At 42.0% G+C, this 22146-nt stretch carries 17 protein-coding genes; 4 read left to right on the top strand and 13 right to left on the bottom strand.

All coding sequences use genetic code 11. The features are described from left to right. Positions 1-111 precede the first annotated feature (111 nt). Positions 112-1353: an imidazolonepropionase gene (gene hutI / locus GZH31_RS14465; RefSeq protein ID WP_036973224.1), complete on the bottom strand. Its 1242-nt coding sequence runs from the start codon at positions 1351-1353 to the stop codon at positions 112-114. A gap of 143 nt (positions 1354-1496) precedes the next feature. On the opposite strand from hutI, the gene hutC reads away from it, so the two are divergent. Continuing rightward, positions 1497-2204: a histidine utilization repressor gene (gene hutC, locus GZH31_RS14470; protein WP_036973226.1), complete on the top strand. Its 708-nt coding sequence runs from the start codon at positions 1497-1499 to the stop codon at positions 2202-2204. Here the strand turns inward: hutC and GZH31_RS14475 are convergent, their stop codons facing one another. Beyond that, positions 2205-2975: an NADP-binding protein gene (locus tag GZH31_RS14475; protein WP_180311152.1), complete on the bottom strand. Its 771-nt coding sequence runs from the start codon at positions 2973-2975 to the stop codon at positions 2205-2207. A gap of 123 nt (positions 2976-3098) precedes the next feature. Here GZH31_RS14475 and GZH31_RS14480 point away from each other — a divergent pair, with 123 nt between their 5' ends. Next, entirely contained in the window at positions 3099-5126 is a 2028-nt protein-coding gene (locus GZH31_RS14480; RefSeq protein WP_180311153.1) for a methyl-accepting chemotaxis protein, read from the top strand. Positions 5127-5239: 113 nt separating this feature from the next. Here GZH31_RS14480 and GZH31_RS14485 read toward each other — a convergent pair whose 3' ends face one another. From GZH31_RS14485 to GZH31_RS14495, 3 genes are all read right to left on the bottom strand, one after another. After that, entirely contained in the window at positions 5240-5461 is a 222-nt protein-coding gene (locus tag GZH31_RS14485; protein WP_036973229.1) for a hypothetical protein, read from the bottom strand. Positions 5462-5709: 248 nt separating this feature from the next. Further along, positions 5710-5868: a YqaE/Pmp3 family membrane protein gene (locus GZH31_RS14490; protein WP_036973230.1), complete on the bottom strand. Its 159-nt coding sequence runs from the start codon at positions 5866-5868 to the stop codon at positions 5710-5712. 55 nt (positions 5869-5923) lie between these two features. Then, positions 5924-6490 (bottom strand): BON domain-containing protein, encoded by a 567-nt coding sequence (locus GZH31_RS14495; RefSeq protein WP_036973231.1) that lies wholly within the window; start codon positions 6488-6490, stop codon positions 5924-5926. A gap of 320 nt (positions 6491-6810) precedes the next feature. Between GZH31_RS14495 and GZH31_RS14500 the strand changes: the two genes are divergently transcribed. Further along, on the top strand, positions 6811-7470 hold the full coding sequence (locus tag GZH31_RS14500) for a LiaF domain-containing protein (protein WP_074989329.1): 660 nt from the start codon (positions 6811-6813) through the stop codon (positions 7468-7470). Positions 7471-9010: 1540 nt separating this feature from the next. Here GZH31_RS14500 and GZH31_RS14505 read toward each other — a convergent pair. The 3 genes from GZH31_RS14505 to pmbA all read right to left on the bottom strand — a co-directional run bounded on the left by GZH31_RS14505 (position 9011) and on the right by pmbA (position 12203). Then, positions 9011-9427 carry a VOC family protein gene (locus GZH31_RS14505; RefSeq protein ID WP_118844667.1) on the bottom strand — a complete coding sequence of 139 codons (417 nt, stop codon included), beginning with the start codon at positions 9425-9427 and terminating at the stop codon, positions 9011-9013. 97 nt (positions 9428-9524) lie between these two features. Beyond that, positions 9525-10765, bottom strand: a protein-coding gene (locus tag GZH31_RS14510) for an IS3 family transposase (RefSeq protein ID WP_374027183.1) whose coding sequence is annotated in 2 segments (ribosomal slippage) — positions 9525-10408 and positions 10408-10765 — 1242 coding nt in all. Because the reading frame shifts where the segments join, the coding sequence is not laid out codon by codon here. A 100-nt stretch (positions 10766-10865) separates the two neighbouring features. Next, the gene (gene pmbA, locus GZH31_RS14515; protein WP_036973235.1) at positions 10866-12203 is read right to left on the bottom strand and encodes a metalloprotease PmbA; all 1338 of its coding nucleotides are present in this window, start codon (positions 12201-12203) and stop codon (positions 10866-10868) included. Positions 12204-12340: 137 nt separating this feature from the next. Here pmbA and yjgA point away from each other — a divergent pair, with 137 nt between their 5' ends. After that, complete coding sequence (gene yjgA, locus GZH31_RS14520; RefSeq protein WP_036973236.1) at positions 12341-12862, top strand: ribosome biogenesis factor YjgA; 522 nt, start codon at positions 12341-12343, stop codon at positions 12860-12862. A 36-nt stretch (positions 12863-12898) separates the two neighbouring features. Here yjgA and GZH31_RS14525 read toward each other — a convergent pair. From GZH31_RS14525 to GZH31_RS14545, 5 genes are all read right to left on the bottom strand, one after another. After that, positions 12899-14139 (bottom strand): IS3 family transposase gene (locus tag GZH31_RS14525; protein ID WP_374027183.1). Its coding sequence is split into 2 segments (ribosomal slippage): positions 12899-13782 and positions 13782-14139, totalling 1242 coding nucleotides; the frame shifts between segments, so codons are not numbered across the junction. Between the two features lie 99 nt (positions 14140-14238). Then, positions 14239-16311, bottom strand: a complete 2073-nt coding sequence (locus GZH31_RS14530) for a M13 family metallopeptidase (RefSeq protein WP_180311154.1) — start codon at positions 16309-16311, stop codon at positions 14239-14241. A 971-nt stretch (positions 16312-17282) separates the two neighbouring features. Then, positions 17283-17681, bottom strand: a complete 399-nt coding sequence (gene mutT, locus GZH31_RS14535) for an 8-oxo-dGTP diphosphatase MutT (protein ID WP_065979523.1) — start codon at positions 17679-17681, stop codon at positions 17283-17285. Positions 17682-17743: 62 nt separating this feature from the next. Then, on the bottom strand, positions 17744-20452 hold the full coding sequence (secA, locus tag GZH31_RS14540; RefSeq protein WP_036973239.1) for a preprotein translocase subunit SecA: 2709 nt from the start codon (positions 20450-20452) through the stop codon (positions 17744-17746). A gap of 645 nt (positions 20453-21097) precedes the next feature. Beyond that, complete coding sequence (locus GZH31_RS14545; RefSeq protein ID WP_075593942.1) at positions 21098-21571, bottom strand: DUF721 domain-containing protein; 474 nt, start codon at positions 21569-21571, stop codon at positions 21098-21100. Between the last annotated feature and the right edge of the window lie 575 nt (positions 21572-22146).

Below are 22146 nucleotides of genomic sequence, written 5' to 3' on the forward strand. Positions count from 1 at the left end.
ACCAGCTAAAAAAACTGGTACAACATCACTACTTAAATTTACGAGGCTCGCAGTACTGCTCGCTAAACTGGCAATTAATGACATGTAATCCAAAATGCGTAAAAACTCTCTCTAACTTAGTCTACCCAAAATCCACAGATTTAACAGTTTATTTACGCCAAATTGGTAACTTAATTGCGCAGGATGGGATATTTGCCAATGGGCAATATCGGCACGCGCACCAACTTTAAGCACACCACGATCACTGAGGCCTAATGCCCCCGCTGCATTACGTGTTACCCCAGCTAATGCTTGCTCTGGTGTCATACGGAAAATAGTACATGCCATATTCATCATTAAGTGCAATGAACACAAAGGTGAAGTACCTGGGTTAAAGTCAGTAGAAATTGCGATAGGCACGTGGTATTGCTGTAGTAATTCAATCGGCGGGTATTTTGTTTCACGTAAAAAGTAAAAGGCACCCGGCAAGAGCACCGCCGTCGTGCCAGCGCTAGCCATTGCTTTAATACCCGCTTCATCAAGGTGTTCAATATGATCAGCGGATAAGCCATTAAACTCGGCGACTAACGCAGCACCATGTTGATTAGATAACTGCTCAGCATGAAGCTTCACTGGCAGGTTATGCTTTTTAGCCGCTTCAAAAACGCGTCGAGTTTGCTCGTTACTAAAGCCTACATTTTCACAAAAAGCATCAACGGCGTCAGCAAGGTTTCCTGCAACCACTTGTTCTAACATCTCGCCGCAGACAAGCTCAATGTACTCATCGCTTCGGCCTTTGTATTCCGGCGGCAACGCATGAGCACCTAAGAATGTTGTCTTCACATCGACAGGGTGGTTTTCACCTAATAAGCGAGCAACTTCAAGTAATTTAATTTCGTTTTCACAATCTAAACCATAACCAGACTTAATTTCTACGGTGGTCACCCCTTCGCCATACAACGCATTTAAGCGTTCTTTCGCTGCAACAAATAGTGTTTCATGGTCGGCTTCGCGTGTGGCGCGAACCGTACTGGCAATGCCGCCACCGTTTGCTGCAATTTGCTCATAACTCACACCTTGCAAACGTTGTTCAAACTCCTCTGCACGGCTACCAGCAAATACAAGGTGAGTGTGACAATCAATTAACCCTGGGGTTAACCATTGCCCTTTTGCAGATACTGTTGGGGTTGCTAACACATCAAATTGTGGCAAGTCAGCCTGTGATCCTAGCCATGCTATTTTGCCGTCTTTTACAGCAATTGCAGCGTGTTCAAGCGCACCATATGGTGCATCAATTGCAGGGTCCATCGTCGCGATATTGGCATCTGTGATCAATAAATCCCAGTGTGCGTGATCATTATTCGTTGTGTGCATTTTTCACCTATACTGATGCGTCGGGTTTGGTCGTTTGAACCCTGTAACTTGAAATTGTTTAAAGTTTAACAACTCACCTTGTATATACAAGAAAATTATGCCACCTTGAAACACACTAAAAAGTTACCAATAACGTTCTCAGCATGAGTGTTCCTAAGTTTGCGCAAATAAAACAATTTATTCTTGAAAATATCCGCGCTGGTCACTGGCAAGAAAATGACCGTGTACCGTCAGAAAATGAGCTCACTAATCAATTTCAAGTGAGTAGAATGACAGCAAGACGCGCTTTATCAGAACTCACCGAAGCCGGTATTTTAACGCGCAATCAAGGGTTAGGCACATTTGTAGCAAGCTTCAAATCGCAATCTTCATTGCTAGAAATAAAAAACATTGCCGACGAGGTAAAAGCGCGAAATAGTCACTACAGTTGCACTATTTTGGTTATGGAATCGATACGTGCTATCGCCCCTATTGCCATTGCACTGAGTGTTGAAGTAGACAGTCATGTGTATCGCAGTGTTATTGTGCACAATGAAAACGAGCAACCACTGCAAGTTGAAGAGCGTTTCGTGAACCCTTTACTTGCCAAAGACTACTTACAGCAAGATTTTCACAACCAAACACCGCATGAATATTTATCGCGCGTCGCCCCACTCACCGAGGCTCGCCACACGGTTGAAGCCGTTATGCCCAACCCTGAAATGTGTGAATGGCTCAACTTATATAACGAAGAGCCTTGTTTGCAAGTAATCCGCCGAACATGGTCATCACAAGGTATTGTGAGTTTTGCACGTCTTGTTTCACCCGGCAGTAAATACCGACTAGGCGGGCATTTAACCTTTAAAAAATAGCTAAATAGCGTGTTGGTAACTAAAGTTGAGCGCTTTAATGGCTTCACCATCAATAATTCGCTCCCCCACCTCATTGCTGGTAAAAGTAGGCGCTGGATTACCCTTTTCACGGCACTTTTCTCGATAGTAATCAGCTTTAGTTGGGTGAGCAGGGTTAACGACGTTATAAACACTTTGTGCCACAGGCCAATGCGTAATAACACTAAATATTGCGTTAATTACATCTTGCTGATGTACCATATTAACGATTTGCTCACTTGAGCTAGACAACTCTTTACCTGCCACAAATTGTCCCGGTTCACGTTGTGGACCAACTAAACCAGCCAAACGTAATACTTTTCCACCTGCTTTTAATACGGCTTGCTCTGCATCGTATAGCTGTTGCTGACGGTCTGTTTGACACTCAATAATACTTGCTTCGTTGTAAAGCCCATTATCATTAGCATACACCCCTGTTGACGAGCACAAAATAAAGCCTTTGCAATGCAACGAATCGGCAAGAGCCAGTCCTGCATTTAAGGTCTCTAAATAATTACTTTGCTGTTGCCTACTACGTGGAGGAATAGCACATACCCACCATGCATTTTCAAGGCTAACATCATGCTTAACTTTTCCCTGTTCAAGTAAGAATTGTCTATGAAAATCAAATTGATGTTCACTACTTCGATGTGTGCCTTGCACATCCCACTGTAATTTTTTGGCTTCAAAGCAAAGTGCCTGACCAAGCCACCCAGCACCAAGTACAACTATTTTATTATCAAAATTAACCATTTAATAATATCGCCTTATCTATATGTAATATTTTATTAATAAGCTTCGCTATGCAATGTAGCGATTTAGGTGCAAATATGATTAGATAACTAACTCTACCCGATAATAAAAACACGTGCACCTATGTTAAATAACCTTTCTTTACGTAAAAAAATATTATTACTCATCGGCGGAACGATAAGTGTATTACTTATCATCGCGTCTAGTTTTTTTGTTAGCCATATTGCTGACCTATCACGTCAGGCTATCCAACGCGAAGCGGATAGCTACTTACAAAGTGAGCGGCTTTCAATGCAAAGTTACTTTGCCAAATACGGTAAAGTAGTTGAAACCTTTGTAACCAATCCGCACTTAGTAAATTGGTTTGATAATTGGAAAAAGCGCGATCAAAGCCTTGAAAACCAACCCGGATACGACAGCGTTAACCAAGACTTTGTGCGTATTAGTGGCAACGACGACAATATTTTATCTGCCTTCTTCGCATCGGCGACAACCGGTGAGTACTTTAAAGAAAACGAACGCACCACCCACTACAATGGCCAGCCTTATTACGCTTATAAACGTGGCTGGTGGCAAGATGCCTTAAAGATCAACAAATTGTATGTTGGTCCTATTTCTGTTGATTTAACCACAGGCAACGCCTCAGCTGTAGTACAGCAACCTGTTTATAATAAACAAAACAAACTGGTTGGTTTTGGTGGGGTTGATTTACAACTTAACAATATCAACGACATGGTTGAAGATATTCGCTTTAACGGACAAGGGTTTGGCTTTTTACTTGATGGCAACCAAAAGGTGGTTCACTTATCTAAGCGCACCGGTCATAAACTGTCTGTGACAGACGAAGGTCCAAACGGCAAAGAAGGTCTTGATGCCCTCGAAAAACAATTTAGTGACACATCAGGCTTCAGCGAATTAAACCGCACCATGAAAAGCAACAAAGACGGCAGTGGTTTTGTCACCCTAAAAGGCGAGCAATATTACGTTGTATACAACCGCCTTGAATTAGAAAGCCCATACCTTGATTGGTATGTGGGTATTTTAATACCAACCAGCATGATCGAAGAGCCAGTACATGATGCAGTCATGACAACAACGACCTCTGTGATCATCATTTTAGCGATTATTATTGCGATGATCTTCTGGGCTACGCAAATGATCACTAAACCACTGACAAAACTTACTTATATCATGCGTGATATTGCTTCAGGTGATGGTGATTTAACCCAAAAAATCGAAATAAAGAGTCAAGATGAAGTTGGTCAGCTCGCTCACCACATGAATACCTTTATCGATAAATTACGTGCCATGATGCTTAATACAGCAGCCCAAGCTGAGCAGTTAAGCCAAGCGGCTTCACAGCTTAAAATCGTCTCTAAAAAAACCAACGACGAAATTCAGCAAGAAAAGCAACAAGTTGACAGTGTTAGCGCCGCAGTAACAGAAATGGCCTCTACGGTACTCGAAATTTCGCGAAATGCGCAACACACCAACAATGCAGCCGAAGAAGTGCAAAGCATTACAGCCGATGGCACCAAGCGTTCAACGCAGGCGCAATCGGTGATGACCGCACTTGCCAGCCACATCGGTGAGGCATCTAAAGTTGTTGCTGGGCTTGAGCAAGAAAGCGGCAATATTGGCGCTGTTGTCGATGTAATCAACTCAATTGCAGAACAAACCAATTTACTGGCACTCAATGCAGCCATTGAAGCGGCGCGTGCAGGTGAGCAAGGGCGAGGCTTTGCGGTGGTTGCTGATGAGGTACGCTCACTGGCAAGTCGTACACAAGAGTCGACCGATGATATTCGTAATATGATCACGCGTTTACAGCAAATAGCTCAAAAAGCATCCACCATGATGCAGCAGGGTCAAGAGCGTGCAGAAGGCTCTGTAGAGCAAACTCAAATTGTACTGCAAGCTCTGCAAGATATTGCAGGCTCAGTGACGAATGTACAAGACCAGAGTCATCAAATTGCGACCTCAACTGAGCAACAAACGGTGGTTGCTGAGGACATTAACAATAGCCTCGCGGCAATTAACCATTTAGTTAATAGTACAGCAGATCATGCACATGAGTTAGCAGACGAAGCACGCGATCTCAATGAGCTAGCTATTTCACTTAATAAAACAGTTAATCAATTTAAGTTGTGATTAGTCATTGAATTGTTCTAGGTGTGTGTTCTTGCTACTTATTATAAGTAACAAATCAGGCACCATGCAGTCGTTAATAAGAAATTTTTAACGCTGCAAACGACAGGTTTAAATCATTCACACTGATTTGAATTGGTATTGAGATAGATTGCAGATGTAATTAAAAACCCGATGTCACCTGAAGATGACATCGGGTTTTTATCGTCAGCCTTCCTTGTTACCTGTGGCGTAACCGCTTTAGTAAGTTCCATAAATAGTTGCCACTGTTGCTCATTCCATGTAGCAACTCCCTTGTTGTTCAGTCCGTGTAATAATTGCGCTTGTACTTGTTCCATTTTGTCACCTCCTTACGCTAGCTTCATCCATATTTGGCTCCTAGCCTAAACCAAAATCCTTGGTGTTTATCCTTTCACTTTATCCATAAAGCGTTGCCATTGTGCGCTTGTCCATAACGCCTTGTTACTTCCTTGCTGTCCTTTGTGCTGTGTTACATTTTCCATACTGTAAATCTCCTTGCAGTGTTGTCATCCATTATTACGTGTGCATTTCCTTGCCGTAAACTCATTCCTTTGAACCGTGATTATTATCGCTTACCGATAATATACACAGCATGAATCAAACCTGGAATGTACCCTAATAAGGTTAAAATAATATTAATCCAGAATTGTGCCCCCAAACCTACCTGTAAAAATACGCCAAGAGGCGGAATTAAAACCGAGAAAATAATGCGTATTAAATCCATAACTCACTCCTTGAAAAAGATAAGCCCAGCCAAAGCTGGGCTATAGGGCGTGCTATTATTCAGCAACAATCTTAAGTTCATCGATGACTTTACGCACATCTTCAGCATTTTCAGCAATGCTCACTGCTAATTGCTTTTCTGCATCTGACTTAACCGTACCTTTTAGTGTAACAACGCCTTTATCTGTATCGACATCAATATCAGTGCCGCCTACTTCAGAGTTAAATAAATAACGTGTGGTGATCACTGTACTGATCTTCGCATCAGTTAAGTCACTTTCTACTGAGTCACCTTTATCTGCACTCGCTGCCTTAGACTTCATGTTTTTCACAACCGTTAATTTATTATCAACAGCAGTTACTCCGTCTAGGCTAAGTACAAGCTCTTCGGCTAACTCTTTGTCTAATTCACTATCAACTTTACCGGTTAATACAACTTTGCCGTTTTTTACGTCTGTGTTGATATCAAAATTATTTAGGTTAGTGTTCATAAGAAGCACAGTTTCTGCCTTACCATCAATCCAAGCATCTTTACTTTCATTTTCCCAGTTGCTTGCCTGAGCACTCATACTTGTTGCACCAATTACTAACGCAGCAATCATAGTCTTGTTGAATGTATTCATAATCTTTCTCCTTTTGATTAAAGACGAGATAACTAATGCGACTTCGATGCCAAATTTTTATTTTTATATTATTCAATAAGTTAAATCGATATTCAGCCATGATTTATATTCGTTTCGGTAATTATTTACAGACAATTCGGTAAGAAGTTCACTCTGTTATAAAAATGACTAATTAATTGTCAATCTTATTAATCTATGGTTAATTTAACGAATGAAAGCCCACATCAAAAAACATAAACCAATGAATATTAATAAAATAATTTTTGGCCTACACTTTGCTTTGTGATTAACATAACTTTAAAACTCAACAGGGAATTATCATGGCCGTCAAACTCGAAGATCGCCCCATCGAGCAAGTAAGAGAAGAAGTAATCGATCAACTTATCTATAACTACAGTCATGCAGTTATTTCAGCAGAAGCATTTGAACGAAGACTAGACCAAGCAATGGAAGCCACCAGCAATGAAGTGTTAATTGAGCTGGTTTCTGACTTAGAGTTAACAGCAGATATTGACTACAAGTCACATAAACACGCGCAGTTTAAACCTCACTATGCACATGGTAGCGATGCAGAAAGCCTGCAACTACGCAGTATTTTAGGTTCCAACGAGCGCAGCGGCCAATGGCTAGTCCCGAAAGAAATTCACCTAACGAACTGTTTAGGCTCAATTGAATTAGACTTTAGTGAAGCCGTTTTTCAGCACCAGCATGTCACCATCTACGTAAACTGTATTTTAGGCAGCGACGAAATCTACGTGCCAGAGCATGTGAATGTAGTGTCAAAATTGTTTAGTGTGGTTGGTAGCGTTGAAAATAAATCGGTTGCACTCAATAAAGGGCAAGGCCCCACAATTACGATTGAAGGTAATGTTTGGCTAGGCTCAGTAGAGATTAAAGTCAAACGCACCATGAAAGAAAAGTTCATCAGCTTTGCCAACAGCCTAAAAGCCAGTTGGAAAGAAATGAATAGAGTGCAATGACGAAATACGAGTTGCGAAACCCCTTCGCGCACAATAAATTTCACGCCTACCTTAAACCGTAGGCGTTATGTTTACATGGCACGTTTGCACAGCAACGTCTTTTATAAAATTCACGGCTAAAGCCCCTCCTACAAGTGATATACACTACATGTGGGAGGCGTTTTAACTATACAAGCTCGCATCTCGCTTTTCGTACTTCGTTGCTTACAACCCTTTCACGGCTAAAGCCCCTCCTACAAGTGATACACATTTCACACGTGGGAGGCGTTTTAACGCCGAAAAAGCGAACCTTTTCAGCGACATTAAACACCCTTCACGGTTTAGCTCGCATCTCGTACTTCGTAACTCGTTACTTATAACCCCTTCGCGCGAAATAAATTTCACGCCTACCTTAAACCGTAGGCGTTATGCTTGCATGGCGCGTTTGCGCAGCAACGTCTCTTTATAAAATTCACGGCTAAAGCCCCTCCTACAAGTGATACACATTTCACACGTGGGAGGCGTTTTAACGCCGAAAAAGCAAACCTTTTAAGCGACATTAAACACCCTTCACGGTTTAGCTCACATCTCGTACTTCGTAACTCGTTGCTTACAACCCCTTCGCGCGAAATAAATTTCACGCCTACATTAAACCGTAGGCCTTATGCTTGCATGGCGCGTTTGCGCAGCAACGTCTTTTATAAAATTCGCGGCTAAAGCCCCTCCTACAAGTGACACACATCTCACACGTGGGAGGCGTTTTAACTATACAAGCTCGCATCTCGCTTTTCGCAGCTCGTTGCTTACAACCTCTTCACGCGAAATAAATTTCACGCCTACATTAAACCGTAGGCGTTATGCTTGCATGGCGCGTTTGTGCAGCAACGTCTCTTTATAAAATTCACGGCTAAAGCCCCTCCTACAAGTGACACACATCACACACGAGGGAGGCGTTTTAACTATACAAGCTCGCATCTCGCTTTTCGCAGCTCGTTGCTTAGAACCTCTTCACGCGAAATAAATTTCACGCCTACATTAAACCGTAGGCGTTATGCTTGCATGGCGCGTTTGCGCAGCAACGTCTTTTATAAAATTCACGGCTAAAGCCCCTCCTACAAGTGATATACACCTCACACGTGGGAGGCGTTTTAACGCCGAAAAGCAAACATTTTCAACGACATTAAACACCCTTCACCGTATAGCTCGAATCTCGTAATTCGTCACTCGTTGCTTACACCCTTTCACGGCTAAAGCCCCTCCTACAAGTGACACACATCACACTCGTGGGAGGCGTTTTAACGCCGAAAAAGCAAACCTTTTAAGCGGTATTAACAACCATCTCGATTTAGCTCGCATCTCGCTTTTCGCAGCTCGTTACCTATAACCCTTTCACGGCTAAAGCCTCCTACAAAAGATACACACTACACTCGTGGGAGGCGTTTTAACGCCGAAAAAGCGAACCTTTTCAGCGACATTAAACACCCTTCACGGTTTAGCTCGCATCTCGCTTTTCGTAACTCGTTACTTATTTCGCTCGTACTTCGCTCTCGTTTTTTCATCGCTAAAGATCGTTATTTCTTTCACTTGGGATGTCACTGAAATATTCGACAAACTCGACTTCAAAGCCTGCGGGGTCAATAAAATACACGTTTTTTCGGTAAGGGTTTTCAGGGCCTAATTTATCCACTTCGTAGCCTGCATCTACAAGGCGTTCAATCACGGCATTAATATCGTGTGTCACATAAGCAAAGTGAGCAAGGCCCACTTGATGGCCCGATAAATCGCGATTTTCATCTTCACCATTATCGCTGAATGCGATGTACTGGTAATCATCACCAAAGTGCAGCCATTTACGCGGCTTTCCAGACCAGGTGCTGTCGCCTTGGCTTCTTACTCGCCAATGAGGGAACGCGGCTTTATAAAAATGCAGCATGGCGTCAACATTACTTACGACTAGGTTTATGTGTTCTAAATGCATAGCGAATTTCCTTTTAAATTATGAAACTGCCAGTACGATAAAACCTAAAGTTTAGTTGAGGTAAAGCATTGTCTCGTCCTAAAATACGTTGACGGTTTTAATTGAAGGCCAGTAGCTTTTGCTCCTGGTCTTTTTTATGCACTTGGTTTGGGGTTTCCATGCCTAAACTCAAATGCGGCCTCATTTCATTGTATATTACTATTGATTCTTCGACGAGTTCACGTAGCTCTTTCAGATTTTGGCATTTATAGAGTAAGAATTCTTGCTTCAATATGCCATTAATGCGCTCCGCCAATGCATTTTGATAGCAATCATAGCCATCGGTCATCGATGGAGTAATGCCATTTTCATTAAGCTTTACTTGATATACCCGTGAGCAATACTGTAACCCTCTATCTGAATGGTGAATCGTACTGCATTGATACTGACGATTAGCGATGGTCATATCTAATGCCTTAACCACATCTGTCGCCTTCATTTCATCACTGAGTTCATATCCCATAATTTTGCGACTATACGCATCAGTTACCAGCGATAGATAGTGAACACCTTGCGTTGATTGAACGTAGGTTATATCACTTACAAATACCTCTTCTGGCCTCGATGGTTGTCTATCTTTAAGCAAGTTAGGATGCTTTTTCATCCAATGTTTACTAAACGTCGTTTTTGTATAACTACGCTTAGGTTTAACCAATAAATGTTCACTTTTTAAGTAACTAAAAAAAGCATCTCGACCTAAACTTATACCTTGCTCTATGAGTTTGGGTTTCAGTAGAAAATATAATTTCCTTCCACCTAAACGCGGCATAAAGCGTCGTATTTCCAATACCATCGCTTTAACTGGTGCAAGTTCAATAGCACGCAATTTAGCTCTGCTCTCTCGTTGATATATTGCTTGTCTCGTTATCCCAAGCAGCTTGCAAGCACGTTCTAAGCTAACTATTTTTTGCTTTTGAAGGCTTCTTGCTCCTTGGCAATATACTTTTTTCTAAGGTTTGTCCCATGCTCAGCGTCAAGAATATTAACCACTTCATTGAGTAACAGGTTACGTAAGTGCTCATCTTCGAGCTCTCGTTCGAGACGCTTGATTTTTTGTGCGGGGCTTTCTTTGGCTTTAGGTGATTTAGGCATAGTCATCTTAGGTGATTGAGTCCAATCCATCTTACCGTGTTTTCTCAACCAAGTAAGCACAGTTGAGCGACCTTGTATGCCATAAATTTTTTGGGCTTGTTTATAAGTCATATCGCCTTTTTCTACAGCGTCGACAACTTGTAATTTAAAGCCTAATGAATAATCTCGTTGTGTTCGTTTGATCGGTGTATTATTTGACTTGGTCATAATAAGTCCTAAATGTGTAAACACATTTCAGGACGAGACACATTTTTTAATAAAAAAGCCCCACTTTATTAAGTGAGGCTTTATGCTGCTCCGTTGCGTGTTAGCTTCCTGCTATCTGCATTTGTTCAATTAGCACTGAGCCCGTTTGAATCCCGCCACGACGCTCAATATCACCACCCAGTCCGACAACCGCTTTAAACATATCTTTAAGGTTGCCTGCGATTGTTATCTCGCTGACAGGGTATTGAATCTCGCCGTTTTCTACCCAAAAGCCCGCTGCGCCACGCGAGTAATCACCTGTTACCGTGTTGACCCCCTGCCCCATGAGTTCTGTGACTAATAAGCCGGTGCCCATGGTGTTTAACAGCGCTTTTAAATCAGCGTGCGTTTGCTCAACTAACCAGTTGTGGATCCCGCCCGCATGACCGGTTGGTGCCATTGATAATTTACGAGCCGCATAGCTTGCTAATAGGTAAGTTTGCAGCTCACCGCCTTGAATAATTTCACGGTCGACTGTTTTTAAGCCTTCCGCATCAAACGGTGATGAAGCAAGGCCTTTTAATAAATGCGGACGCTCAGAAATATTCACACAATCGCTGAACACTTTGGTGCCTAAACTATCGAGTAAAAAGCTCGATTTACGATAAAGTGCACCACCGCCAATCGCCGACACTAAATGGCCAAATAACGAGTTGGCAATATCTGCTCTAAAAATAACAGGCACTTTCATGGTACCGAGTTTTTGACTATTGAGTTTAGCGAGTGTTTCTGTAGCCGCTTCAAGACCCACTTTTGCAGCATCGTTTAAATCGTCTTTATGGCGAGCAACAGTGTATGCAGAGTCACGCTGCATTTGCTCACCTTCTTTGCCAATCACCATGGTGCTTATACTGTGGCGAGTACGCGGGTAACCAGCAATCATGCCATGGCTGTTACCATATACGCGAAGCCCTTGGTGAGACGAAAAGCTCGCACCATCAGAATTTACAATGCGCTCATCAGCATTCAATGCGGCCTGCTCTGCTTGATGACACAACTCAATACCTTGCTCTGGGCTGACATCCCACGGGTGATATAAATCTAAATCTTGTGGTGCAAATTCAAGTAGTTCTTTATCGGCAATACCGTTGAATGGATCGTCAGATGTAAACTTAGCAATATCAATTGCTTTTTCGACCACAGTACGTAACGTTTTTGGGTTTAAGTCGGCGGTTGATGCCGAGCCTTTATTATTACCCACATACACACTGATACCTAAGCCACCATCTTGGTTAAACTCTATTGTTTCAACTTCTCCCATTCGCGTGCTAACAGACAAACCTGACGTGCTCGACATTGCAGCTTCTGCAGCGGTTGCTCCAAGCTTTTTAGCATGCTCAAGAACTTCGCTTACGGCATCTTTCACTTGTGAAATATGTTGATAAATAGGATCTTTCATCTTCGGTGTCCTAGGCTATGATATTTTTTATAGTGTAGCGAATGCTAACACACTGCGAGACGTGCATCAGCTAATATTAATCATTAACTAAATGACGTATAATAGTGAATAGTTAAGTTTACCGGATGAGCATCCTTATGGCGAAGAAGAAAAAGCCTGCAATTGAAGAAGAAATTATTTACGTATCAAAAAGCGAATTAAAGCGTGAGGCAATGCAATATCACGATCTTGGCGCTGAAATCGCAGGGATGGCTAAAAAGCAACGCGACCGCTTACCATTAAACGACGAGCTTAAAGAAGCCCTCGTCGTTGCAGATAAAGTTAGCGATAAAAGCGATGCTTACCGTCGTAACTTAAACTATATTGCAAAAGTACTACGTACCACTGAAAACGTTGATGAAATTCAAGCCATGATTGACATCATGCTGAACAAGAATAACCAAGCTGACGTATTAATGAATAAAATAGAAAAGCTTCGTGATGACTTGATCAAGCAAGGTGATGACTTAATCAACCCGACTATTGAGCAGTATCCATCGCTTGAGCGTCAAAAAATGCGTCAACTAGTGCGTAATGCAACCAAGGAAGTTAAAGCCGAAAAACCGGCAAAGAGTTACAAAGAGTTATTCCAGTATCTAAAAGATGCGATTATGGTTTAAGTCTCTTTTGTCTCGTCCTAAAATACGTTGACGGTTTTAATTGAAGGCCAGTAGCTTTTGCTCTTGGTCTTTTTTATGCACTTGGTTTGGGGTTTCCATGCCTAAACTCAAATGCGGCCTCATTTCATTGTATATTACTATTGATTCTTCGACGAGTTCACGTAGCTCTTTCAGGTTTTGGCATTTATAGAGTAAGAATTCTTGCTTCAATATGCCATTAATGCGCTCCGCCAATGCATTTTGATAGCAATCATAGCCATCGGTCATCGATGGAGTAATGCCATTTTCATTAAGCTTTACTTGATATACCCGTGAGCAATACTGTAACCCTCTATCTGAATGGTGAATCGTACTGCATTGATACTGACGATTAGCGATGGTCATATCTAATGCCTTAACCACATCTGTCGCCTTCATTTCATCACTGAGTTCATATCCCATAATTTTGCGACTATACGCATCAGTTACCAGCGATAGATAGTGAACACCTTGCGTTGATTGAACGTAGGTTATATCACTTACAAATACCTCTTCTGGCCTCGATGGTTGTCTATCTTTAAGCAAGTTAGGATGCTTTTTCATCCAATGTTTACTAAACGTCGTTTTTGTATAACTACGCTTAGGTTTAACCAATAAATGTTCACTTTTTAAGTAACTAAAAAAAGCATCTCGACCTAAACTTATACCTTGCTCTATGAGTTTGGGTTTCAGTAGAAAATATAATTTCCTTCCACCTAAACGCGGCATAAAGCGTCGTATTTCCAATACCATCGCTTTAACTGGTGCAAGTTCAATAGCACGCAATTTAGCTCTGCTCTCTCGTTGATATATTGCTTGTCTCGTTATCCCAAGCAGCTTGCAAGCACGTTCTAAGCTAACTATTTTTTGCTTTTGAAGGCTTCTTGCTCCTTGGCAATATACTTTTTTCTAAGGTTTGTCCCATGCTCAGCGTCAAGAATATTAACCACTTCATTGAGTAACAGGTTACGTAAGTGCTCATCTTCGAGCTCTCGTTCGAGACGCTTGATTTTTTGTGCGGGGCTTTCTTTGGCTTTAGGTGATTTAGGCATAGTCATCTTAGGTGATTGAGTCCAATCCATCTTACCGTGTTTTCTCAACCAAGTAAGCACAGTTGAGCGACCTTGTATGCCATAAATTTTTTGGGCTTGTTTATAAGTCATATCGCCTTTTTCTACAGCGTCGACAACTTGTAATTTAAAGCCTAATGAATAATCTCGTTGTGTTCGTTTGATCGGTGTATTATTTGACTTGGTCATAATAAGTCCTAAATGTGTAAACACATTTCAGGACGAGACAATACATACAAAAAAGGCTCTGAGCAAACACTCAGAGCCTTCTTTTCAAACCGTGGTTTATTACCAGATCTTCACACGATCTTCTGGTTTGATATACATTTTGTCGCCTTCTTTCACGTCAAATGCCTCATAGAACTCAGGCATGTTTGAAAGAATACCGATTACACGGTAGTGGCTTGGTGAATGAGGGTCTGTCATTAGGCGGGTACGTAACTCTTCATCACGATATTTACGACGCCAGATTTGTGACCAGCCCATAAAGAAACGTTGCTCGCCGGTATAGCCGTCAATCACTGGCGCTTTTTGATCACCAAGTGATAATTGATAGGCTGTATAAGCAACTGTTAAGCCACCTAAGTCACCAATGTTTTCACCAAGTGTCAGCTCACCATTTACGTTTGCATCTTCAAACGGCTTGTACTCATTGTACTGAGCAACAAGTTGACCTGTGCGCTCTTCAAACTGTTTAAGATCTGATTCGCTCCACCAGTTACGTAAGTTACCGTCACCATCATATTTTGCGCCTTGGTCGTCGAAACCATGACCCAGTTCGTGGCCGATTACCGCACCAATAGCACCGTAGTTTACTGCGTCATCGGCTTCTAGGTTAAAGAACGGCGGTTGTAAAATAGCTGCAGGGAATACAATTTCGTTATTCACTGGATTGTAGTAAGCGTTAACCGTTTGTGGTGTCATGTGCCACTCAGAGCGGTCTACCGGCTTACCTATTTTTGCAGTCATGTCTGCAAATTCCCACTCGCTGTAGCGAATGTAGTTACCAACGAGGTCATCACCTTTAATTTCAAGCGATGAGTAGTCTTTCCACTTGTCTGGATAACCAATTTTAGGCGTGAACTTATCAAGCTTCTCTTTCGCAGCCAGTTTCGTTTCAGGGCTCATCCATTCAAGACCTTCAATCGCAACTGCGTAGCCCTTAATTACGTTATCAACCAGCTCTTCCATACGCGCTTTTGCTTCAGGCGGGAAGTTATCTTTAACGTATACTTTACCTAGAATTTCGCCTAACACACCGTTAGACGCATCAACTGCTTTTTTCCACAGAGGTGATTGCTCTGTCACACCACGAAGTGTTGTGCTGTAAAAATCAAAGTTAAGGTCTACTAGCTCTTTATTTAAAAGACCTGCGTAATTGCTCACAAAATGGAATTTAAGGTAGTTCTGCCATGTTGCTAAATCAGTATCGCTATAGATACCTGCGAATTTTTCAAGGTAGCTAGGCTGGCGAACGATTACGTCGTCGGTTTTAACGCCCGATGCATCAAAATACGCAGCTAAATCGAACTCACCCGTCAATTTATTCGCATCAGCAATGCTCATCTTGTTATAAGATTTGGTTGCATCACGGCTTTCAACGCGGCTCCACTGTGCATCTGCAATACTTGTTTCAAGTGCGATGATATTTTTTGCAGCAGCTTCTGCATCAGCAACACCCGCTTTGCTTAAGATAGCAGTAATGTATGCTTCATAGGCTGCGCGAATCTTGGTGAATTTTTCATCATCTTTTAAGTAGTAATCACGGTCAGGTAAACCTAGGCCTGATTGGTAAACATACATCGCGTTTTCGCTTGAGTTTTTCGCGTCGTTATTTACGTACCAACCAAATGGTAAGCTTCCGCCTTTAATACGTAACTCAGCCATTAATGTAACGAGGTCTGATTTATTCTTAACTGCGTCAACACTTTCAAGAATTGGCGTTAATGGTTTGATACCCGCAGCTTCGCGTCCCGCTTCGTCCATATAGCTGTTATAGAAAGCAGCTAATTTAGCTTCGTCAGAGCCTGGCTTAACATTTTTATTTGCTGCGGCTTTTTCGAGTACTTCTTTCATCGCTTTTTGCGAATCATCATAAAGCTGAGTGAATGAACCGTAGTTTGATTTATCACCTGGAATTTCTGTTTTTTCTAGCCATTCACCGTTAACGTGATAGTAAAAGTCGTCTTGTGCACGAACAGACTTGTCCATGTTCGCCAGTTCAATACCTGAATCTAAAGGTGCTTTTGCTTCAGTGACGGTTGCCGTTGCAGGTGTTTTAACTTCTTGTTCTTTTTCACCACAACCAACAAGACCAAGTGCAAGCGCAATACTTGCAGCGGTAAGTGTTACTTTTTTCATGGGAGTCCTGTACTTAATTGTTTTTGAAGTATCTATTGAAAAACCATAATAGCAGGTAGTTTTTCGCTTCCCCCATAATAAACCTCATATGCAAAACAATAAAATCGAATATGTAACAATTTTTATCAAAAAGGGATGAGCTGCATATTTGAACGATGAAACAAAAAATTAGAGGTTAAAAGATAGAAAATAGAAAATAGAAAATAGAGGTTAGAGGTTAGAGGTTAGAGGTTAGAGGTTAGAGGTTAGAGATTAGAGGTTAGAGGTTTGCCACCTTCGCGCGAAATAAATTTCACGCCTACATTAAACCGTAGGCGTTATGCTTGCATGGCGCGTTTGCGCAGCAACATCTTTTATAAAATTCACGGCTAAAGCCCTTCCTACAAGTAATACACACTACATTCGTGGGAGGTGTTTTAACGCCGAAAAAGCAAACCTGTTCAGCAATATTAAACAACCTTCACGGCTTAGCTCGTACCTCGTAATTCGCAGCTCGTTGCTTATAACCCCTTCGCGCGAAATAAATTTCACGCCTACATTAGCTCGCATCTAGTACTTCGTAACTCGTTGCTTATAACCCTTTCACGGCTAAAGCCCTTCCTACAAGTAATACACACTACACACGTAGGAGGCGTTTTAACGCCGAAAAAGCAAACCTTTTCAGTAACATTAAGCAAACGGCTCAATTTAGCTCGCCTCTCGCTTCTCGCAGCTCGTTGCTTATAACCCCTTCGCGCGAAATAAATTTCACGCCTACATTAAACCGTAGGCGTTATGCTTACATGGCGCGTTTGCGCAGCAACATCTTTTATAAGATTCACGGCTAAAGCCCTTCCTACAAGTGATACGCATCACACTCGTGGGAGGCGTTTTAACGCCGAAAAAGCAAACCTGTTCAGCAATATCAAACAACCTTCACGGTTTAGCTCGTATCTCGCTTTTCGCAGCTCGTTGCTTATTTATCTCGTTGCTTATTTAAAACGTTGCTTTATCTTTTCAACTATTTCGACGTTGGCGGCTGGGAACACGTAGTAATCAAGCTCATTAATGGGTACCCACTTACCTTGCTGACCTTCTGCGCCATGGGCTTCGCCTGTAAAGTTATCAACTATATGAACATCTAAACGCACACATTTATCGCCGTAATCGTGTTCGATAACCATTAATTCATCACTGCCATTAACAGTCAGGTTTACTTCTTCTAATAGCTCACGTTGTAACGCTGCAAACACGCTTTCGCCCTGCTCGACCTTGCCACCAGGGAACTCCCATAAGCCACCTTGGTGTTTATCGTCTGGGCGCTTACAAATAAATAATTGTTGGTCTTTATAAATTACACCGACTGCGACATGCACTATTTTCTTAGTCATTTTATATTTCCTCAATCATAAAAAAAGCGACGCAAGCGTCGCTTTTTATCCCAGTGTTTTGGTTACTTTAATTTACCACAACACTGTTTAAACTTTTGACCTGAACCACATGGGCACGGCTCATTACGGCCTACCTTAGGCTCTGCACGGTGGCTAACTACAGCACCTTGTGGCGTTTCGCCGCCAATGTGCTCAGCTTCTTCGTGTTGGTATTCACGTGGTGCATTTTCGCTACGACGATGTTGCTCTTCTACCTTTTCAACATCTTCTTCTGCACGTACTTGAACTTTACTTAAAATACTCACTACGTCGATTTTTAAGTTTTCAAGCATTTCAGAGAATAGCTCGAATGATTCACGCTTGTACTCTTGCTTCGGATTCTTCTGTGCATAACCACGTAAGTGGATACCTTGACGAAGATGATCCATTGCAGCCAAGTGATCTTTCCAGTGTTGGTCTAGGCTTTGTAGCATAATCGCTTTTTCGAATTGACGTAGTACTGAATCGCCCACCATCTCTTCTTTTTGCTTGTATGCTTGCTCAACGGCTTCTTCGATACGCTCACGCAGTTTTTCTTCGTAAAGTTTACTGTCTTCAGCTAGCCATTGTGAAATTGGCAGTTCAATTAAGAAATCTTGCTTTAAGCGTTCTTCTAGGCCTGGAATATCCCACATTTCCGCTAAGCTTTGCGGTGCAATGTATTGGTCAATCATGCCATTAAGAACATCGCTGCGGATTGCAGTGATAGTTTCTGAAATATCGCCTTCTTCAAGTAGTTCGTTACGCTGCGAGTAAACTACGCGACGTTGGTCGTTTGCAACATCATCGTACTCAAGAAGTTGTTTACGTACGTCGAAGTTACGCGCTTCAACTTTACGTTGTGCGTTTTCGATTGCACGGTTAACCCAAGGGTGCTCAATTGCTTCGCCACGTTGCATGCCCAGTTTACGCATCATGTTAGTCATGCGCTCACCCGCAAAGATACGCATTAACGCATCATCCATTGATAAGTAGAAACGGCTCGAACCTGCGTCACCTTGACGACCAGAACGACCACGTAACTGGTTATCGATACGGCGCGACTCGTGACGCTCAGTACCAATGATGTGTAAACCACCAGCTTCGATTACTGCATCATGGCGCTTTTGCCACTCTTCTTTAATCGTTTTGATTTGCTCATCAGTTGGGTTTTCTAGCTTTTCAATTTCGCTGTGCCAGTTACCACCTAACACGATATCGGTACCACGACCGGCCATGTTAGTGGCAATCGTTACTGTGCCAGGTAAGCCCGCGTCAGCAACAATGTCGGCTTCTTGCGCGTGGAATTTAGCATTAAGTACATTGTGCTTAATTTTTTCTTTACGTAAGAATTGCGATAAGTACTCAGAACTTTCGATAGAAATAGTACCCACAAGTACTGGCTGACCACGTTCTTGACAGTCTTTAATATCGGCAAGGATGGCTTCGTACTTTTCTTCTTGTGTTAAATACACAAGATCGGCACGGTCATCACGGATCATCGGTTTATTAGTTGGCATTACAACCGTGTCTAAACCATAAATAGACTGGAACTCAAACGCTTCTGTGTCTGCTGTACCCGTCATACCCGCTAACGTGTCGTATAAACGGAAGTAGTTTTGGAATGTGATTGATGCCAATGTTTGGTTTTCGTTTTGAATGCGTACACCTTCTTTTGCTTCAACAGCTTGGTGTAAGCCTTCTGACCAACGACGGCCTTCCATTGTACGGCCTGTGTGCTCATCAACGATAATTACTTCGTTTTCTTTAACAACGTAATCAACATCTTTTTGATAAAGCTTATGCGCACGCAGTGCTGCGTAAACATGGCTTAATAATGTGATACTTGAAGCTGAATAAAGTGAATCACCTTCTTCGATTAAGCCACGCTCAATCAGTAGTTCTTCAACCTTAATTTGGCCACGCTCAGTTAAATGAACCTGCTTAGACTTTTCATCGATAGTAAAGTCGCCGTCGCCTTCAACGCCTTCTTCGTCTTCTTTTTCTTGCAGCTCAAGTTCTGGCACAATCTTGTTGATTTCGATGTAAAGCTCAGAGCTGTCTTCAGCTGGGCCTGAGATAATAAGCGGCGTACGCGCTTCATCGATTAGGATTGAATCCACCTCATCCACTACAGCGTAGTAAAGTGGGCGTTGAACACGCTCGTCAATGCTAAATGCCATGTTATCGCGAAGATAATCAAAGCCAAATTCGTTATTTGTACCGTAAGTAATGTCGGCACTGTAAGCCACTTTCTTTTGCTGTGGCATCATACCTGGCACATTACAGCCTACGGTTAGGCCAAGGAATTCAAATAATGGACGGTTGGTTTCTGCGTCACGCTTTGCAAGGTAGTCGTTCACGGTAATAACATGAACACCTTTACCCGTTAAACCACGCAGGTATGCAGGCAATGTTGCCGTTAGTGTTTTACCTTCACCGGTACGCATTTCTGCGATACGGCCTTGGTGTAATACCATACCACCTAGTAGCTGTACGTCGAAATGACGCATGCCATTTACACGCTTAGATGCTTCACGTACCACAGCAAATGCTTCTGGTAGAATATCATCTAGGCTTTGTCCGTTATCGTAACGCTCTCTAAATTCTGCTGTTTTTGCTTTTAGATCTTCATCAGAAAGCGCTTCTAATTGCGTTTCAAGCGCATTGATCAGTGCGACCGTCTTTCTTAGGTTTTTAATAGTGCGGTCATTGCGACTACCAAAAATCTTGGTAAATAAATTAGATATCATGATAAAACCGTTACAATATATTCTTTGTTAGCTACTCGTTAGCTAACCCACTTTCTACAATTGATAATTAATATGCGCTTATGCTTATGATGTAGAGCATATTAATTAACAATTTATCTGTACGCTGTTCAAAACACCGCTTATTTCGTGCGCTATCATACCAGAGTCTGCGCAACATCAAACCATCTCAGCGTGAAGATATGGAATTTCAGCAAGAAAATTTAAAAATCAGCCGTAAACTTTAGTTTAACCCCGCAAAAAAACACGAAAATTAAACCACCCGATAGATATGGCGACATTCGAAATAAAATCAAGATGTGGGGTGAAAAAAGGCGATTTGGTTAGTGGTTAGTGGTTAGTGGTTAGTGGTTAGTGGTTAGTGGTTAGTGGTTAGTGGTTAGTGGTTAGTGGTTAGTGGTTAGTGGTTAGTGGTTAGTGGTTAGAACAAAATAAATCCACTTTAATCTCAAGCAAGCTGCGTGATCTAACTTCTAATATCTAACTTCTAATATCTAACTTCTAATATCTAACTTCTAATATCTAATATCTAATATCTAACTTCTAATTTCTAACTTCTAATATCTAACTTCTAATTTCTAACTTCTATTATAAACCTTCGCGCGAAATAAATTTCACGCCTACAAGTTACTTCTTTCGCCCGTGCAATGCCAAGCGCTCAAGTTTTTCTTTCAGCGATGGCGGTGCATCAGCGGCGATAGCCGTTAAGTAATCAGCTGTTTGCTCGCTCATTTTGCGCTTAGAAACGGGTTTATTGTCGTGTTTTGGTGAGGCTGATAAACGTTGGGTTGCTTGCGGATTCGCTGTTATTTTAATTTGCCCGAGCTCTGCCATACCCGCAGCACGAAAGTGCGAAAGCATATCCATTTTTAAATAATTTAAACGCAGCGCAATAGGCGCAGAAACAGCTTCGATCATTAACGTACCATCACGATAGTTACTTACGCGGCATTTTTTAGACAGTATTTCCCCTAAAAACTCATCAAGAATAGCTTGTTGGCTCGAAAGACCTTGCGTTTTTCCAGCATACGACGCAAGACGGCCACTCAAGCCAGCCATAATATCGCCAAGCGCTTTTGGCGCGTATCTATCTTTTGCCATAATTATCTACCTAAACGGTTTTATTACCTACCAAAGAGAATATACCACCGACCGCCAAGGTAAAGCGAGAATAACAAGATGTAGAACCGAGATACGAGCTAAGAGTACCTTCGCGCGAAATAAATTTCACGCCTACATTAAACCGTAGGCGTTATGCTTGCATGGCGCGTTTGCGCAGCAACATCTTTTATAAGATTCACGGCTAAAGCCCTTCCTACAAGTGATACATATTACACACGTAGGAGGCGTTTTAACGCCGAAAAAGCAAACCTTTTCAGCAATATTAAACACCCTTTTCTATGCAAGCTCGCCTTTCGTACTTCGTTACTCGCTTCTCGTAACTCGCTACTTATAAACCCTTCGCGCGAAATAAATTTCACGCCTACAAAAGATACACATCACACTCGTAGGAGGCGTTTTAACGCCGAAAAAGCGAACCTTTTCAGCAATAATAAACAACCATCTCGGTTTAGCTCGCATCTCGCTTCTCGTAACTCGTTACTTATAAACCCTTCGCGCGAAATAAATTTCACGCCTACATTAAACCGTAGGCGTTATGCTTGCATGGCGCGTTT

Source organism: Pseudoalteromonas sp. JSTW (assembly GCF_013423925.1).
Taxonomy (GTDB): Bacteria; Pseudomonadota; Gammaproteobacteria; order Enterobacterales; family Alteromonadaceae; genus Pseudoalteromonas; species Pseudoalteromonas lipolytica.